We start from the raw sequence: 17425 nt of genomic DNA, 5'->3' as shown, positions 1-17425 counted from the left end.
CATGATCTGAAACCGGCCGTATACGGTTAGGCGCCCCGCACTCCGGTGCGGGGCGCCATGGCATGCGCGGCGCTTCATAGACTGGGCGCATGATCGACTCGACCTGTGCGCCCGAGCCTGAGAAGGCTGCCGCGTCCGCCATTCCGGAGCCCGCCCGGGAGGCCGCCATTACCGCGACCTTCGATGCCCTCACCCCAGACATGATGCGGCAGCGCGGCTCATTGAAGTGGACCGCCTACCCCGGCGATGTGATCGGCGCCTGGGTGGCGGAAATGGACTTGGGAACGGCGCCGTCGGTCACGGCTGCACTCCAGCGTGCGGTGACCGACGGCTCCTACGGCTACCTGCCCCCACAGGTCGGCCAGGCGGTGCGGGAGGAGACGGCCCGCTTCCAGCGCGAGGCCTTCGGCTGGTCGGTTCAGACGCAGGATGTGAGCCTGCTGCCGGATGTGCTCTCTGCCCTGGGAGCCGTAATCGCCCATCACACCCGCCCGGACAGCCCCGTCATCGTGCCCACGCCCGCGTACATGCCGTTCCTCTCATTTCCCGGCATGTACGGGCGCGAGTGCATACAGGTGCCCGCGCTGTCCGGGGCCGACACGTCAGGTGCGGTGACCTGGGCGCTGGATCTGGATCGCATCGAGACTGCCATGGCCGCCGGTGCCGGCCTGCTGGTGCTGTGCAACCCGTGGAATCCGGTGGGGCGGGTGCTGCCCGCCGCCGAACTGGATGCTGTTGCCGCCCTGTCCCGGCGTTACCGGGTGCCCGTCTTCGCCGACGAGATCCACGCCAGTCTGGTGCTGGACCCGAACGCGGTACACACACCCTACGCCTCCCGCGCCGGCACCGACCCCGACCTGACCTTCACCGCCACCGCCGCCTCCAAGGGCTGGAACATGCCCGGGCTCAAATGTGCTCAACTGATCGCCTCCGCGGGGGCGCGGAAGGCCTGGGACGCCAACCCGCTGTCCCACTACCTGATGTATGAGGCGTCGCTTCTCGGCGCGCAAGCCACCGTCGCCGCACTGCAGGACGGGCGAGAGTGGAATGCCTGCGTGAACCGGTACGTGCACGCCAATGCGCAGTTCATGGCACAGCTGCTGACCGAGGTGGAAGGCGTGGAGATGACGGCGCCATCCGCCACCTACCTGGCCTGGCTGAACTGTTCGGAACTGCCCCTGCACAAGGGTGTCGGCCCGGCGGACTTCTTCCGCCGCGAGCCCGGAGTGGCCATGAACGACGGCGCGGCCTTCGGCGTCGGTTACGAGTCCTACTGCCGCCTGAATCTGGCCACGGGTCGGGGCATTGCGGAACAGATCGGGCAGCGCCTGCTTGACGCCGTCGCCCGCCTGCACGGCTGAAGCAGTCGAGCGGCCGACACCGAGGCGGCGCGGTTCAGTGCCGTGCTCGGCCGGCCGAACCTCTTGCGAGCCGAGATCGGCGGGGCCTGGTCCACGACCGCGGCTCAGCTGCCCACAACCGGGTTTCCGAAGGAGCCGATGCCCTCTACCTCGACCTCGACGCGCTGGCCGGCGCGGATTTCACCGACGCCGGCGGGCGTGCCGGTCAGTACAACGTCGCCGGGGAGCAAGGTGAATATACGTGAGACATAGGCGATCAGTTCGGGCACGGGGCGGATCATGTCTGCGGTGGTCCCCTCCTGCACCACCCGCCCGTCGACGCGGGCGCGTACCACGGCGTCGGCGGGATCGAAGTCCGAGTGATCCGCGGACGTCTCAGGGATCTCAATCCAGGGGCCGAGTGGGCAGGAGGTGTCGAAGGCCTTGGCCCGCGTCCAGGTCTCGTCGGCGCGTTGGCAATCACGCGCAGACACGTCATTGGCAACCGTATAGCCGAGGACGGCGGCAGCCGCCTGCTGCGGAGAGGCGTCCTTGACCACGGACTTGATGACGACGGCGAGTTCGGCCTCGTAATGCACTTCTCCGGACCAGTCGGGCAGCACGATCGGAGTGTCGGGGCCAATGACCGCCGTGTTGGGCTTGAGGAAGACGATGGGTTCGGCGGGAGCGACTGCGCCCATTTCCGCGGCGTGAGCGGCGTAGTTCTTACCTATACCCACCACCTTGGACCGGGGAATCACCGGGGAGAGGAGACGCACCTCGTCCAGCGGTATCACCTCCCCCGTTGCCTCGGGGGAGGTGTACAGCGGGTCGCCTCTGAGCACCAGCAGGCGTCCGGGGGATTCTCCGGAGGGCGTGGGCTCAGCAACGGGAAGGCCGTCGACAATGCCGTATCGGAGTTCGTCTCCGGTGGAGAAGCGTGCGATCTTCATGACCCGACCCTAGATGATCGCCCGCTGCCGGGCGCAGGCTCGGGCGGCGTCGAATATCAGTCGGCCCTGAGTTCGGTCGGCTGGGACTCACGGCGCGCCTCGGCCTCCTCGGTCCAGATCTCGCCCGGCAATTCCGCCGGTAGATAGGGGTTACCGGTTGACACGAAGTAGATCTTGTCCCGCAGCCCCGCGTTGATCTCACGCTGCTGTTGCTCCCAGTCGCGCAGGGCGCCGAAGGCCCACCGCCCCAGGAGCACCACCGAGACGATGTTGATGATCGCCATGACTCCCATGGCGACGTCGGACAGGTTCCACACGAAGGACAGGGACGCCACCGCGCCTAGTGCGGCAGCAACCACGATCATGGCGCGCACGCCGTAGTGGCTGCGGCCCATGCCGCGCAGGAAGTCCATATTCACCTCCGCATAGGCGTAATTGCCCAGCAAGGAGGAGTAGGCGAACACGAACACCACAACCGCCATCAGGTACTTTGCCCAGGGTCCGAGCACGGCGCTGACGGAGGTAACGGTCAGGGTGCCGGCGGCGTCGATGTCGGCGGTGGCGGGGTCGTAGACACCGGACAGCAGGATGATCAGGGCGGTCGCGGTGCACACCACAATCGTGTCCACGAATACGCCCATGGACTGAATGAAGCCCTGCTGCACCGGGTGGTGCACGGTGGCGGTGGCGGCGGCGTTGGGGACGGAGCCCTCGCCCGCCTCATTGGAGAACAGGCCCCGCTTGATGCCGTTGAGAGCCGCGGCCAGGAAGCCCCCGCCCAACCCCCACAGGGCCTGGTCCACGCCGAAGGCCCCCTTGACCACGGAGGCCAGGGCGGCGGGAATGGCACCGATATTGAGCACGAGTATGACCAGGGCGATCACCACATAGATCAGAGCCATCAGCGGAGCCAGCCACTCGGTGATCGCGGCTACCCGCCTTATGCCCTTGAAGACCACCGGCGTGGTGATGAGTACCAGCACGACGGCGGTGATCCAGGGCTCAATACCAAAGGTGCCCTTGAACACGTTGGAGATGGCGTTGGCCTGCGTGGCCTCGTAGGCGAAGCCGAATACGAAGGTGATCACGACCGCGAATATGTTGGCCACCGTCTTAGATCCCAGACCCTGATGGATGTAGTAGGCGGGGCCGCCGCGGAAGGTGCCGTCGGGATGAGCCACCTTGAACAACTGAGCGAGCGTGGACTCCACGAAGCCGGTGGCCATCCCCACCAGGGCCACGATCCACATCCAGAACACGGCTCCCGGACCGCCCATCGTGATGGCGATGGCGACGCCGACGATGTTGCCAGTACCCACACGGGAGGCCAGCCCCACAGTGAAGGCCTGGAAGGAGGACATGCCCTCCCCGACATCTCCGCGGGAGGAGGTGATGGCCCGCAACATCTGGGTGAACAGACGCAGCTGCAGAGCGCGCGTGCACCAGGTGAAGTACAGGCCGGCCGCGATCAGCAGCCAGGCCAACAGCTCGCCGTAGAGGTGGTCGGAGATGGTCTCGAGCGCGGCGGCGGGACCGTCGAAGAAGCCGGCAGTCGGCTGGAGTGTGGGATTCATAACTCTCCGGACGTAGTCGGGACGCGCCACGCGGGCGCACGGGGCCTGTCAAGAAACGGGGCCCCGATCGGTCGGTAACGGGCCGACTTGGTGTAGTCGGCGCCGAAGCCGACAGCCAGTACAGGGTATGAGCATTTTATTTCAATTCGATGTCCCAGCCATATACAGTGTCTGCTATCTCACTGCTCCGGCGCCGACCATCCGCGTCACACCGATTCGGGATCCTCGTCCCAGACGTCGCCCGGGAGTCGGGCCGGCAGGTGGGGGTTGCCTGCGGCGACGAAGCGGATGTCCGCGGCACTACAGACCCCGGCGGTGACCCGGGCGCGCTGATCCTCCCAGTCGCGCAGCACACCGACCGCCCACGGGGTCAGTACCGCCAGGGCGATCAGGTTCAGGACGGCACCGATGCCGAGCAGCACGTCGGCCAGCGTCCATACCGTGGCCAGGGCCGCACCACCGCCGATGAAGGCGCAGACGACAGCGGCCGCGCGCAGCGCCTTCGTCACCCAGGGCGTGCGGGTGAGGTAGTCCAGGCACACCTCCGCATAGGAGAAGGCGCCCAGGATGGTCGAGTAGGCCAGCACGAACACCAGAAGCGTCATCGGCCAGCTGGTCCAGTCCCCCAGCATAGCCCCAATCGCGGTCTGGGTCAGGGTGCCGGAGACGTCCGGGTCTCCGTCGCCGGTGATGCCGGGAGTGTAGACGGCGCCGTCGGAGCGGCCCGCGATCAGGATGGCCAGGGCGGTGGCGGTGCACACGAACAGGGTGTCGACCAGCACGCCGAAGACCTGCACGAAACCCTGCTGAGCCGGGTGGCGCACGGTGGCCGATCCGGCGGCGCAGGCCGCCCCGCCCAGGCCCGCCTCGTTGGAGAACAGGCCGCGGCGCACGCCGTTGAGCAGTGCCGCCGTGATGCCGCCTGCGGTGCCGGCCAGGCCGGCGCGCAGGTTGAAGGCGGCGGCGAAGATGTCACCTATCGCCTCGGCTGCCTGCAGCGGATGGGTAACGATGATGACCAGCACCAGCAGCAGGTACAGGGTAGCCATGATCGGGGCCAGCCACTCGGTAACCCGTACCACCGAACGCAGCCCGCCCAGCAGCACGGGGGCGACCAGCACGGTGACGATGGCCGCACCCCACCAGGGATTGAGGCTGGTGGAGGCGCCCAGCGCGGCGGTCATGGCGTTGGCCTGCACCATGGGCATGGCCAGGCCGTTGGCCACCATGAAGACGACGGCGAACACGCCGCCGAGCACCGGCAGGCGCATGCCGCGAGCCATGTAGTAGGCGGGGCCGCCCCGGTAGGTGCCGTCTCCGCGGCGCACTTTGAACAGCTGCCCCAGAGAGGCCTCCACGAAGGCGGTGGCGGTGCCGAGCAGGGCCACCACCCACATCCAGAACACGGCCCCGGGTCCGCCCAGCACCAGGGCGAGCGCCACGCCGACGATGTTGCCGGTGCCCACGCGGCAGGCCAGTCCCACGGCGAAGGCCTGGAAGGAGGAGATGCCGCCGCGAGCGCCGGACCGGGAGCCGGCGACCGAGCGCATCATGGAGCCGAGGTGACGCAGTTGCAGGCCGCGGGTGCGGATGGTGAACCAGGCGCCCGCTCCCAATAGCAGCCAGATCAGGATGGTGCCGAACAGCAGGTTGGAGGCGTCTGAGAGCAATTCGTTCAGGATGTCCATGGCTCAGGAGTCCAGGTTCTCCGGCACGGAGTCTGCCGGGTCGAGGGTGTAGGGGGCGGCGGGGTCGACGGGCGGCTCCCACACGCCGGGCAGGACGTCACCGGGCAGCTCGGGGTTGCCGTGGCCGATGAAGACCGGCTGGGCGCCGACCGCGCGCTGGGCCTCCCAGTCGCGCAGGGTGCCGCGCACCCAGGGGAACAGCCGCACGATCACCACCAGGTTGAGCACGCCGAGCAGTCCCAGGGCGATGTCCGTCAGCGCCCACACTACCGGCAGGGTGAGCACGGTGCCGGCGAAGGCGGCGGCGGTCAGCACAACGCCGAATACCTGCTCGGCACGCCTCTCCCCGCCCAGGTAGTTGACGTTCACCTGGGAGTAGGAGTAGCAGCCCAGCACCGTGGAGAACACGAGCACGAAGATCAGCACGACGATCGGCCAGGTGGTCCACTCCCCCAGGTGTTCGGCGACCGCCTGCTGGGTGAGGACGGCACCCACCAAGCCCTCATTTCCAGGTTGATAGGTATCGGTGGCCAACAGGATGAGCAGGCCGGTGGCGGTGCATACCAGACCGGTGTCGACGAATACGCCGAAGGCCTGAATCAGGCCCTGACGGACCGGGTGGGTGGTGGTGGCGGTCCCCGCCGCGTTGGGAACGGTGCCCAGCCCCGCCTCATTGGAAAACAGGCCACGCCGCACACCGTTGAGGACGGCCGCCAGGATGCCGCCCGCGGTGCCGAACAGGGCCTGGTCCACACCGAAGGCGCCCCGGATGATCTGCCCGAAGACGGTGGGAATCTCGCCGAGGTTCATGATGATGACCACAATGGTGACCAGCACGTATACCAGGGCCATGAAGGGGGCGACCACCTCGGTGACGCGGGCGACGGACTTGAGCCCGCCCAGTACCACGGGGCCGGTAAGCAGGACGAGGGCGACCCCGACCATCCACGGGGCCACCTCGGGGAGTGTGGCATTGATTACACCGGCCAGGGAGTTGGTCTGGACCATGACCACGGTGACCCCGACGCTGACTATGCACATGCCTGCGAAGATGGCGCCCCACAGCCTCGAGCCGAGGCCGTTCTTGATGTAGTAGGCGGGGCCGCCACGGAAGGTGAAGTCACGGCCGCGTTCCTTGAATATCTGCGCCAGGGTCGACTCGGTGAAGCTGGTGGCCATGCCGATCAGAGCCACCACCCACATCCAGAACAGGGCGCCGGGGCCGCCGGCGACCACGGCCAGCGCCACCCCGGCGATGTTGCCGATACCCACACGGGCGGCCAGCCCCACGGCGAAGGCCTGGAAGGAGGAGATGCCGCCGGCGGCACCGGAGCGGGAGGTGGCTACCGCGCGCAGCATGGAACCGAAATGCCGCACTTGCACCCCCCGGGTGCGTATGGTCACGTAGATGCCGACGGCGATCAGCAGCACCGCCAGGAAATAGGTGTAGAAGAGGTCGTCAACCTGGTTGAGGACGTCCTCCACGTCGGTGAGGTTCAAGGCGGGTTGGGGCATCGGGGCTCCTTACTGGTGGGGCTTGGAGGGACTTGCCGGAGTCAATTCCAGACATCGCCGGGGACGTCGGCGGGCAGGTGGGGGTTGTCGTGTCCAACGAAGACGGGCTCTTCGACCCCGGCGCGGCGCTGGGTCTCCCAGTCACGCAGGGCGCCCACGCCCCACTTGGACAGCAGGATGAGGGCGGCCAGGTTGGTGACGGTCATCACTGCCATGGCGATGTCGACCGCGTTCCATACGACGTCGAGCGACAGCACGGCGCCGGCGGTGGCGGACACGACGGAGACCACGCGCACCGCCCAGGTGGCCCAGGTCTTGCCACCGGTCAGGAAGGACACGTTGGTGTCGGAGTAGACGTAGGCGGCGATGATCGAGGAGTAGGCGAGCACGAAGATGAGTATTGCGATGGGCAGGATGGTCCAACTGCCGAGTTCGTGGGAGACGGCCATGATCGTCAGGTTGGAGGGGTTGGCGCCGTCGGCTCCCCAGACCTCGGGACCGGCGATGAGGATGACGAAGGCGGTGGCGGTGCACACCACGATCGTGTCGATGAACACGCCCAGGGACTGGATCAGGCCCTGCTGTACCGGGTGGGCGACGGTGGCGGTGGCGGCCGCGTTGGGGGCGGTGCCCTGGCCGGCCTCGTTGGAGAACAGGCCGCGCTTGGTGCCGTTGACGACGGCGGCGAGGATGCCGCCGCCCAGGCCGCCCACCAGCGGCTGGGGGGCGAAGGCGGAGGAGATGATCAGCCAGAGGACCTCGGCGAAGCGGCCCAGGTGCATCACGCAGATGATGAACACCAGCACGATGTAGATGCCCGCCATGATCGGGGCCATCCACTCGGTCACCCGGGCGACGGCGCGGATGCCGCCGAAGATGACCATGGCGGTGAATACGAATACCAGGGCGGCGATGACCAGCTGGGCGGCGGACAGGCCGCCGAAGCCCTCAATGGCGGAGCCGCTATCGCCGATGGCGCCCAGGAGGGTGCCGGCCACGGCGTTGGACTGCACGGAGGTGATGATGAAGCCGCAGGTGACCAGGGTGATGACGGCGTATACACCGGCCAGCACCGGGCTTTTCACACCGGCGCGCATGTAGTAGGCGGGGCCGCCGCGGAAGGAGCCGTCGGCGGCACGGACCTTGAAGATCTGGGCGAGGGTCGCCTCGAAGAAGGCGGTGGCCATGCCCACCAGGGCCACCACCCACATCCAGAACACGGCGCCGGGTCCGCCCATGAGCAGGGCGGCGGCCACCCCGAAGATATTGCCCACACCCACGCGCGCGGCGAGCGAAATGGCGAAGGCCTGGAAGGAGGAGATCCCGCCGCCAGCGCCGGAGCGTGAGGAGGTCACCGCCCGGAGCATGTTGGGAAGATGCCGCACCTGCACGCCGCGGGTGCGGATCGTCAGGAACAGCCCGGTGCCGACCAGCACCCACATGGTGATGTGCGCAGTGATCCAGTCGGCGACCGAAAGCAGGTTGGCGGCGAGAGCATCCATGATTATGCGGGCCTTCCACGTGGGCATACGGGAACGCGCGGCATCATGTCACAATCCGAGCCGCGACCCGGCATCCGTCCGCATATTCATACGCAGTCGGTATTGCCAGGGCGGTTGGGCCGTCTGCCCAGGGCTCAGGGGCGCAGGTGCCCGAGGGGCGGTGCCACCGCCTCCTGGACGACTCCGTAGTCGATCATGAGCTGCACGGGGCAATCGCCGCCGTCGAAGCCCCAATAGACGGCATAGATGCCGTCACCCCATCCGGAGCTGGTCATTACCCCGATGGGCCCGGTGCCGCAGTCGAACATGACCATATTCTCCCAGCGGCGCTCCGGGAAGGTATTCCAGGCGGTCCACCACTCCCGTTGCGTCATACTCACGTATGCGGCGGCGTCGACAATCGCGGCGGTGCCCGAGTCCACGCCCACAGCGGTCCCGCGCCCTGGGAAGAGCGAGGCGGCGTGCCAGCGCACGGGCTCGCCGGCGGCGAGAACCGCCCGCACCGCGGCAACCCGCTCATAGGGGCCCTGCTTGGTCTCGATGGTCGCCAGCAGGGCCTGGGCGGTGGCATCCCCCGGCGGCACGCGCAGCGCGCAGGAGTACATCATGGTCGTCTCCGAGCCAGCGTCGCCCACAGCGAGTAGGCCGCCGTGTGGGAAGGAGCCAATCGTCTGCACCCTGACTCGTCGGACCGGTGAGCGCCGCTGGGCCTCGGCGAGCGCCCGCTGCCACTGGGGTCCTTCGGTCTCATCGACCTGCCGCGCCAGCTCGAATTCGTCCACGGGATCGCGTGCCCAGCCGTCGTGAAACAGCGCACCGGGGTTTGGGCTGTCCACTTCGGGGTTGAGGAGAATGTCCTCATAGGGCGCCATCCCATCCGGTGCCTGGAGCCACTTGCCGCGCCTGCCCTCGGGCACCAGGGGCAGTCCCGGCTCGTCGTGATACTCGTCTAGCCGATCGATTAACCAGTCCCCGGAGTCGTTGCGCAGGACGAATTCGATAATGGGCCTGCCCTGGCCGCCGGTGCGCGCCACCCGCACCCGGGCCCAGTTCCCGTATTCCTCGACCCGCTCCACCTTGCAGCTCTGCGGGCCGTAATAGCATTCCGAGGAGAATCCGTACCGGCGCTCCGCCCAGGACCTCTCGGTCCTGTGGGCCACATCAACTGCATGCATCGCCTGACTCCAGGCATCGAAAGGATCGGGGCCTGAATCATCCTTGTTCTTCCTCCGCTTGCGGGGTCCGCTAAAGACGGCAGAGTGCCCACCCGCGGACGCGCCCTCGTCATCCGGCGGAAAGAACAGCGGCTTGACCTGCGCGTGGGCTGCGGCATAGTCCGCCAGAAAGGCTTCTACTCGGCTGCGGGGGTCCATCTCCGGTCCTGTCTTGAGACAACAGCGGCTCTTTAGCCTGCCACATACGTACGCTGCCGGGTCTCCTCAGGCGAGCACCAGTATCGATCGGACCGGCCGTCCCGGAACCGGCGGGGCACCGTGAGACGATGGCCGCATGCCCGCCTCTACCGCGCCCGCGCTCAACGTCATGCTCGACGCCCTCATCCCCGCCGACGACCCGGAGCGCGTACCGGAGCCGGAGGAGGTTTATGTGGCCTTCGCCGAGTGGGCGGAGTCCACCGGGCGGCCGCTGTACCCGCATCAGGATGAGGCCCTGAGTCAGATCCTGTCCGGTCGGCACGTCATCGCTGCCACTCCCACCGGCTCGGGCAAGTCGATGATCGCCCTGGCCGCGCACACCGCCTCCCTGGCGCGCGGCGGCCGCTCCTACTACACGGCCCCACTCAAGGCGCTGGTCAGTGAGAAGTTCTTCGAGCTGGTGGGCCTGTTCGGGGCGGACAACGTCGGCATGGTCACCGGCGACACCGCCATCAACGCCGCCGCCCCCATCATCTGCTGCACGGCGGAGATCCTGGCCAACCAGTCCCTGCGCGAGGGAGAGGCGCTGGACGTGGACACGGTGGTGATGGACGAGTTCCACTATTACGCCGACCCGCAGCGCGGTTGGGCCTGGCAGGTGCCGCTGCTGGAGTTGCCGCAGGCGCAGATGGTGCTGCTGTCGGCCACGCTCGGGGACGTGTCCTTCTTCGTGCGGGACCTGCGCGAGCGCACGGGCCGGGAGGTCGCCGTCGTCGACGACGCCGTGCGGCCGGTGCCCTTGGAATGGGAGTATGCGATTGAGCCGATCGGCGACCTGCTGCAGCGGCTGGTGGAGCAGGACAAGGCGCCCGTGTACGTGGTGCACTTCTCGCAGAAGGAGGCGGTGGAGCGGGCCTCCGCGCTGCTGAGCGTGGACCTGGGGGCGAAGAAGCGCAAGGAGGAGCTGGCGGCAGCCATCGGCGACTTCCGCTTCGGGCCCGGTTTCGGGCGCACCCTGTCGCGGCTGCTGCGCTCCGGCATCGGCGTGCACCACGCCGGCATGCTGCCCCGCTACCGGCGGCTGGTGGAGCGCCTGGCCCGCACCGGGCTGCTGGCGGTCATCTGCGGCACGGACACCCTGGGCGTGGGCATAAACGTGCCCATTCGCTCGGTGGTGCTGACCAGCCTGGTGAAGTTCGACGGCGCCAAGGAACGTCACCTGACCGCTCGGGAATTCCACCAGATCGCCGGGCGGGCCGGGAGGGCGGGCTTCGATACTCGTGGCTACGTGATCGTGCAGGCACCCGAGCACGTGATCGAGAACGCCCGCGCCCTGGCCAAGGCCGGTGATGATCCCCGCAAGCGCCGTCGGATCGTGCGCAAGCAGGCGCCCGAGGGACGCGTCAACTGGACGGACAAGACCTTCGAGCGGCTGCGCGACGCCGCCCCGGAGACGCTTACCAGCCAGTTCCAGGTCACCACCACCATGGTGCTGAACCTGATGGAGCGCAACGGCGATCCGGTGCGGGCCATGGCGCAGCTGCTGGAGCGCGTGCACGAGCCGGAGGCGGCCCACCGCCGGCACGTGCGCCGGGCCGTGGACATCTACCTCTCACTGCGCACCGCCGGGGTGCTGGAGCACGTCTCCTCCGCCCAGGCCGCCGCCGATGGCAGGCCCCGGCTGCGCCTGGCCGTGGACCTGCCCGACGACTTCGCCTTGAATCAGCCGCTGGCCCCGTTCGCGCTGGCGGCTATGGATCTGCTGAACCTGGACTCGCCCGAGCACACGCTCGACGTGGTCTCGGTGGTGGAGTCGACCCTGGACGATCCGCGTCCGCTGTTGTACGCCCAGCAGCGGCAGGCCCGCGGTGAGGCGGTGGCCGCCATGAAGGCCGAGGGCATGGACTATGAGGAGCGCATGGCGGCCCTGGAGGACATCACCTGGCCGCAGCCGTTGGCGGAGCTGTTGGCTCCGGCGCTGGAGATGTATAAGCAGTCCAACCCGTGGGCGGCCGAGTACGAGCTACGGGCGAAGTCGGTGGTGCGGGACATGGTGGAGAGCGCCATGACCTTCTCCGACCTGATCTCCCGCTACGACCTGGGCCGCAGCGAGGGGGTGGTGCTGCGCTATCTGACGGACGCCTACCGGGCGCTGCGGCAGGTGGTGCCCGAGGAGCAGCGCACCGAGGAGGTGGAGCAGCTGACCGACTGGCTGGGCGACCTGGTGCGCGCCGTGGACTCCTCCCTGTTGGACGAGTGGGAGGCGCTGGGTGCGGCCCAGGCCGGTCACGCCCAGGAGGGGGCGGCACTGCGGGAGCGGGAGGCCGCCGACGGCGCGGCCGGGGCCGAGCGCGCCTTCGGGGCCGACGCCGACGGCAAGCTGCCCTTCACCCGCAACCGGCACGCCTTCCGGGTGGCGGTGCGCCGGGAGATGTTCCGGCGCGTGGAACTCATGGCGCGCGACGACGTCGAGGGGCTGGGACGGCTGGATGCCGCCTCCGGCTGGGGCGAGGACCGGTGGGATGAGGCGCTGGGCCGCTACTGGGACGAGTACGACTGGATCAGCACGGATACTCCTGCCCGGGCGGTGGCGCTGGCACCCCTGGATGAGGCGCCGGACGACGTCGCCCTGGCGGACGCCGGGGTGTCGGAGCGGCTGCGTGAGGCCCTGGCCGGCTCGGGCCGGCGCGTATGGTTGGCCACCCAGATCCTGGAGGACTCCGCGGGCGACCACGACTGGCGGCTGACCGCCCTGGTGGACCTGGCCGAATGCGACCAGGCCGACGCCGCCGTCGTGCACCTGCTGAAGGTCGGGCCGCAGAGCTGAGCCGCCGGCTGCCAGGCGGCACCGGACTCTTAGGAGGCCCTCCGCCGGCCGGCTCGGGTGAGCGACTTGGTGAAGTGGACGAGCCGGTAGGAACCTGCGGTCGTTCTCCCAGTCTCGCGGTAGCCGAGTCGCTCGTAGAGTCGGAGTTTGGCGGCGCTGTGCTCGCCGGTGAACGCCCGCATCTCACGCGTATCCGGGAAGACAGCCTCGGCATGGCGCGGCAGGAGGGTGCCCAGGCCCTGTCCCTGGCGGTCTGGAGCGACGATGAGTCGCCCGAGTTCAACCGCGTCGCCTTTGTGGTGCAGGCGCATGGCCGCGATGAGACGGCTGCGCTCTCGGATACCGCGCGCCGTGACGGCAGGGTCGGAGAGTTCCTCCTGCAGCTCGGCCAGGGTCTGTGTCAGGGGCGGGAGACCGAAGTCGCTGTGTGCCGTGGCCTCGGTGATGTAGGCGTCCCGTTGCAATGTCAGGATTTCGCCCGCGTCCTGCAAGCCGAGCCCTATGATGGTCGGCGCATGCTCGTACTCGGGGCCGACGGCGCGGGCACTGTTCATGCCTCCAGACTTCCGCGTATGGTCTACTCCTCACAGCCCTGCGGCAGGGGCACTACCGGTCTCGGCCAGAGTCCTTGTGCCGAGTTCGGTAGAAGTTACGTGCCGAGTTCGGTTGACGAGCCCTCACGGCCAATACCTGAGGTGGATGGCCTCCCGTCGTTTCGTTGGCGGCCGATTACATGTCCCGCACCACAAACACGAGTTGTCTCCACGAACACGGGTTTGCACCAGGATCACGCGTTTTGGAGTTCTACACGGGCTCTGTACGTGTAAAACTCCAAAACGCGTGTCTTTGACAACGACTCGTGTCTGAGAGGCGAACTCGTGTGCCCGGGCGACGCGACCGGAGGATCTCTGCCAGAGGCGAGGCCCGCGAGTAGCCTGACGAGTGCTCACTTGCGACGACGATTCGCCAGATAACGCTGACGATTCGCCCGGAACGGCGACAGTTCGTGCACCTACCCCACGAACCGTCACAGGAAATACCGAAGCGTGGACGCCAGATGACGAACTGCCGAGGGCACCCTCCCGGGCAGGTCCTCAACGGCCAGGCCACGTCGTCGACGGCTGACCCACGTTCTAGAGCATCCCCACCAACCCGCCCATACCCAACGAATCAGACTGGACTGGGCGGCTTTCCACTATCGCAGTCCTGCGTCTCCGACGCGCTGGGCACCGAGGGACGGACGGCCCGCACACACTCTGAGCGCCCACCCATGGAATCAATCAAGCCCTGCGAGAGATAGTCTTCTTCAATGGCAGAGGCAGGTGGGATTCTGTACGCGGTGCCCCGTTTGGACGTATGGGTCGTGTGCCCTCGCTGCGCCGGACCAGCGCACGTGGTGAAGCGCGGGGTCTTCTGCACCTCCTGTACCTGGCAGGCCTCGGGGGCCGCATCCGGTTGGATGTGCGGCTGCTGCGGACGGTGGGAGGGCGATAGGCCGTTGCCTGTAGAGCCGACCCCCGCGGACCTGTATTGGCGGTGCCCCTCCTGCGGTCGGCGCGAGACGACAAGGATTCGGCTGTCCGCCCGCTCACGTCCGTCACGCACTTGCGCGTGTGGCGCCCGTCAGGAGCTGACCGGCGTCTCCGTCTCCACTCGGGTCTCCGACGGGTACGACGCCCTTTACGGTCTGCCCTTCTTCCTCACGGATTCGTGCGCCAGCCATACCCTGTGGGTCGCCAATCGGACCCACGCCGAGTACCTCATGGACTATCTGGGGGCGGACTTGCGCCGTAAACGTGACACAGACGTGGGCAGGGGCATGGAGCAGCGGCTCCCCGGGTGGATGGTCAGCCGCAAGCATCGCGCAGCCGTGTTGCGCGGATTGCGCAGGCTCCGTGAGCACGCGCAAACCCTGGAAGAGATACGGGGCAGTATCGCCCGGCGTGAAGTACGCCACCAGCCAGCGTGAGCCCCGCCTGAGATCTCTGCCCCGAACGCCGAGGACCGGGCGTTTACAGCCGCGATAGCCGGGGCCGGCAGCGTCTGACCGAGCGACTCAGATGATGCCGCGGCCCGGTACGATCTGCTTGCCGAAGGGGAAACATGTCACCGGAATCATCTTCAGGTTGGCGACGGCCAACGGGATGCCGATGATGGTGATCGCCTGAGCCGCCGCCGTGGTGATGTGACCGATGGCGAGCCAGATGCCGGCCACGAGGAACCAAATGAGATTCGCCAGGCCGCTCATGACCCCGGCGCGCGGCATCTCCACGACCTCCCGCCCGAATGGCCACAGCGCATAGGAGGCGATGCGGAAAGAGGCGATGCCGGCGGGAATCGTGACGATCAACAAGCAGGCGATGATGCCGAAGAAGATGTACTCCAGCCACAGCCAGAAGCCGCCGAAGACCACCCAGATGAGGTTGAGCAGTGTACGCATGGATGCATGTCTACCCGATGCGGACCGTCACGACCTCATCCGCGCGCACGACGCACCCCTGACTCGTCCCTGAGCGCGCCCCCGACGCCCCGGCGCTCACCGCAGCAACGTCTGTCCGACGATCCCGCATGCACCCGCCCAGGTCAGGGACGTGAGCGTACCGATAATGAATCGTTCCGTAGACCCCGGGTTGTCTCGTAGATCCGCCCAGCGTCCGAGCCCCTTGACCGCAACGACGACGGCGATGAGCGTGACCTCTCCATACAGGAGAGCACCCGTCGCAGCCAGGCGTTCGAGCACTCCGATCCAGGTTCCACCGCGAAGCACCAGGGACACTGAGTGATCACGGGACGACAGGACGGGGGCGGTGGAACCGGCCGGCGTGGATTCCCGTATCGGCGGTAGCTCGGGAACCCTGGCCCAGCGCAGGACCAGGGCAACAATCCCCCAGCCTCCGAATACCGAGAGCGCCAGGGTCGAGACAACCACGAGTAGTGAGATCGTATTCATGAGGCACCCGCCGGGCGAGCCGGGGTCTCCGGCTCCATAGACAAGCTGTGGGCGCGTTCCAGAAGACGCTCGATCGCCGGCAGGGCAGCCAGTTCTTCGTCGTAGTGCGCTAAGAGCCGATGCTTGGACACGGCCTGACTGCTCACCCCGAGCCGCTCGGCCGCTTGTCTTCCAGTGAGTCCATCATCGAGAAGTGCAAGGACCGTACGCTGAGCCTCGGTGCGTGCACGTATGAGTACGCCCAACAGTCGCAGCATCGCCTCCGCGTCTCCCGCCGCAATCCACGCCTCCTTGCCGGTGCCCCCGGTACGAACCGCCAGTGACAGGCGTGCCGACTTGGAGATCTCCACCGCTCGTCGTGCGGCAATGAATGCCGGCCCTCCCCCGGCTCTCGTCCCCTGTTCGCCGAGGCGACCAGTTCCGAGTCCAAGACCGATATGCCATCCGCCGACCGTCAAGAGGCGTCGCACGCAGGTGACAGCGGCCACGGCGTCCAAGACGACCCCCTGCACCTCGTCTCCAACTGTTCGCTCGAAAGGAGCCGACGCCGGAACGTCGTCAAGTAGGCGGATGAGTGCGGGCACCTCATCTTCTCCGGCCCGGCTGGCGACCTGGTCCACCGTGAGCACGTACATGCCCACATGCTCACACCAGCAACAACACCAGTCAACCACCGAAGGTTGATGCCACCTGAATCAACCCAGAGGAGTTGATTGGCGCCGCGATCTGGTCTGGGCCACCCCCACTCACCAGAACACGCGCTGAGCGATGGCATCGGCGAAATTGTCCAGGGCCGAGGGAGCGGAGCCGAGGTAGAGACCGGCATCAATGAGGGATACCTCCATCAGATAGAAACCACCCCGCCCATCGCCGACGACGTCTACACGGTTGAACAACAACTGGATGTCGCGTCCCGAGCGCTCCTTGATGATGGTGTGGATGGCCTTGCGGACCTTCTCACCCCAGAGCCACTCCTGCTCACTGGGCTCGCGAGCGGTTACGATCTCCTCGTGCACCTCGTCCACCGAGCGGAAGGAGGGGTGCAGCATGGGCGCCTTCTCCACCGCGTGGGACAGCACGCCGTTGAAGTACACCAGCGATAGCTCACCCTTGCGATCGACCTCCTCCAGGTAACGCTGCACCATGACGCTGCGACCGCGGCCGAGGTGATGCATCGTGTCGTTGATGGCATCAGCGCGAGATTTGGCATCGGTGGCGGTGTAGCGGCCGGTGCCGCGCCCACCGGAGGAGATGGCGGGCTTGACCACGAAGTCGCCGTGCGCGGGGAAACGCGTGTGCACCTGATGCTTGGAGTAGCCGGCGTCAGGCTCCAACCAGGTGGTGGGGATAATGGGGACGCCGAGCTCCTCCATGCGCTTGAGGTAGTGCTTGTCGGAATCCCAGTCGACGACGTCGGCATGGTTGAGCACTCGCTCCAGCGAATGCGCCCAGGCCAGAAAGTTGGCGTAATTCCGATGCTTGGCATAGTCACGCACGGAACGCAGGACCACCACGCCGGCATCCGCCCAATTCACGCCCGGATCGTTCCACACAGCCACCCGCGGTTCGATACCGCGTTCACGCAGAGCATCAGGCAGACCGCGGTCATCCTCGTCGAGGTCCACATAATCAGTCGAGGTGGCAAGGGTCACGATAGGGGCGTTCACACGCCCTACGCTACCGCTCACAGGCAGCGCACGCGG

The 17425-nt window shown here is 67.4% G+C and carries 14 protein-coding genes; 3 read left to right on the top strand and 11 right to left on the bottom strand.

All coding sequences use genetic code 11. The features are described 5' to 3' along the window. The first annotated feature begins 89 nt into the window (after positions 1-89). Positions 90-1361 carry a MalY/PatB family protein gene (locus tag Q4A20_RS00380; protein WP_303118829.1) on the top strand — a complete coding sequence of 424 codons (1272 nt, stop codon included), beginning with the start codon at positions 90-92 and terminating at the stop codon, positions 1359-1361. A 104-nt stretch (positions 1362-1465) separates the two neighbouring features. Here Q4A20_RS00380 and Q4A20_RS00375 read toward each other — a convergent pair whose 3' ends face one another. The 6 genes from Q4A20_RS00375 to Q4A20_RS00350 form a co-directional block, all read right to left on the bottom strand. Then, the gene (locus tag Q4A20_RS00375; protein WP_303118827.1) at positions 1466-2293 is read right to left on the bottom strand and encodes a fumarylacetoacetate hydrolase family protein; all 828 of its coding nucleotides are present in this window, start codon (positions 2291-2293) and stop codon (positions 1466-1468) included. A 56-nt stretch (positions 2294-2349) separates the two neighbouring features. Further along, the gene (locus tag Q4A20_RS00370; protein ID WP_303118825.1) at positions 2350-3867 is read right to left on the bottom strand and encodes a sodium:alanine symporter family protein; all 1518 of its coding nucleotides are present in this window, start codon (positions 3865-3867) and stop codon (positions 2350-2352) included. A gap of 206 nt (positions 3868-4073) precedes the next feature. Beyond that, complete coding sequence (locus Q4A20_RS00365; protein ID WP_303118822.1) at positions 4074-5555, bottom strand: sodium:alanine symporter family protein; 1482 nt, start codon at positions 5553-5555, stop codon at positions 4074-4076. A gap of 3 nt (positions 5556-5558) precedes the next feature. Further along, positions 5559-7070 (bottom strand): sodium:alanine symporter family protein, encoded by a 1512-nt coding sequence (locus tag Q4A20_RS00360; protein WP_303118820.1) that lies wholly within the window; start codon positions 7068-7070, stop codon positions 5559-5561. A 41-nt stretch (positions 7071-7111) separates the two neighbouring features. Next, positions 7112-8572 carry a sodium:alanine symporter family protein gene (locus Q4A20_RS00355; protein WP_303119012.1) on the bottom strand — a complete coding sequence of 487 codons (1461 nt, stop codon included), beginning with the start codon at positions 8570-8572 and terminating at the stop codon, positions 7112-7114. Positions 8573-8706: 134 nt separating this feature from the next. Next, positions 8707-9945, bottom strand: coding sequence for a DUF4241 domain-containing protein (locus Q4A20_RS00350; protein WP_303118817.1), 1239 nt, complete (start codon positions 9943-9945; stop codon positions 8707-8709). A 136-nt stretch (positions 9946-10081) separates the two neighbouring features. Between Q4A20_RS00350 and Q4A20_RS00345 the strand changes: the two genes are divergently transcribed. Continuing rightward, positions 10082-12772 carry an RNA helicase gene (locus Q4A20_RS00345; RefSeq protein WP_303118814.1) on the top strand — a complete coding sequence of 897 codons (2691 nt, stop codon included), beginning with the start codon at positions 10082-10084 and terminating at the stop codon, positions 12770-12772. A 29-nt stretch (positions 12773-12801) separates the two neighbouring features. Here Q4A20_RS00345 and Q4A20_RS00340 read toward each other — a convergent pair whose 3' ends face one another. Beyond that, a complete protein-coding gene (locus tag Q4A20_RS00340) occupies positions 12802-13326 on the bottom strand; it encodes an N-acetyltransferase (RefSeq protein ID WP_303118812.1) in 525 nt (174 codons plus the stop codon). Between the two features lie 944 nt (positions 13327-14270). Here Q4A20_RS00340 and Q4A20_RS00335 point away from each other — a divergent pair. After that, entirely contained in the window at positions 14271-14741 is a 471-nt protein-coding gene (locus tag Q4A20_RS00335) for a hypothetical protein (RefSeq protein ID WP_303118810.1), read from the top strand. A gap of 87 nt (positions 14742-14828) precedes the next feature. Here Q4A20_RS00335 and Q4A20_RS00330 read toward each other — a convergent pair whose 3' ends face one another. From Q4A20_RS00330 to Q4A20_RS00315, 4 genes are all read right to left on the bottom strand, one after another. Then, positions 14829-15212, bottom strand: coding sequence for a YccF domain-containing protein (locus Q4A20_RS00330; protein ID WP_303118807.1), 384 nt, complete (start codon positions 15210-15212; stop codon positions 14829-14831). Positions 15213-15308: 96 nt separating this feature from the next. Continuing rightward, on the bottom strand, positions 15309-15722 hold the full coding sequence (locus tag Q4A20_RS00325; RefSeq protein WP_303118805.1) for a hypothetical protein: 414 nt from the start codon (positions 15720-15722) through the stop codon (positions 15309-15311). Further along, complete coding sequence (locus Q4A20_RS00320) at positions 15719-16357, bottom strand: hypothetical protein (protein ID WP_303118803.1); 639 nt, start codon at positions 16355-16357, stop codon at positions 15719-15721. Before Q4A20_RS00320 ends, Q4A20_RS00325 begins: the two co-directional genes overlap by 4 nt. Before the next feature lie 111 nt (positions 16358-16468). After that, complete coding sequence (locus Q4A20_RS00315; RefSeq protein WP_303118800.1) at positions 16469-17389, bottom strand: RimK family alpha-L-glutamate ligase; 921 nt, start codon at positions 17387-17389, stop codon at positions 16469-16471. Positions 17390-17425: the final 36 nt, after the last annotated feature.

It is taken from the genome of Actinomyces sp., assembly GCF_030530635.1.
In the GTDB taxonomy this organism is placed as follows: domain Bacteria; phylum Actinomycetota; class Actinomycetes; order Actinomycetales; family Actinomycetaceae; genus Actinomyces.
Note: the sequence above shows the minus strand (reverse complement) of the source record. Positions and strands in the feature narration are given on the sequence as shown.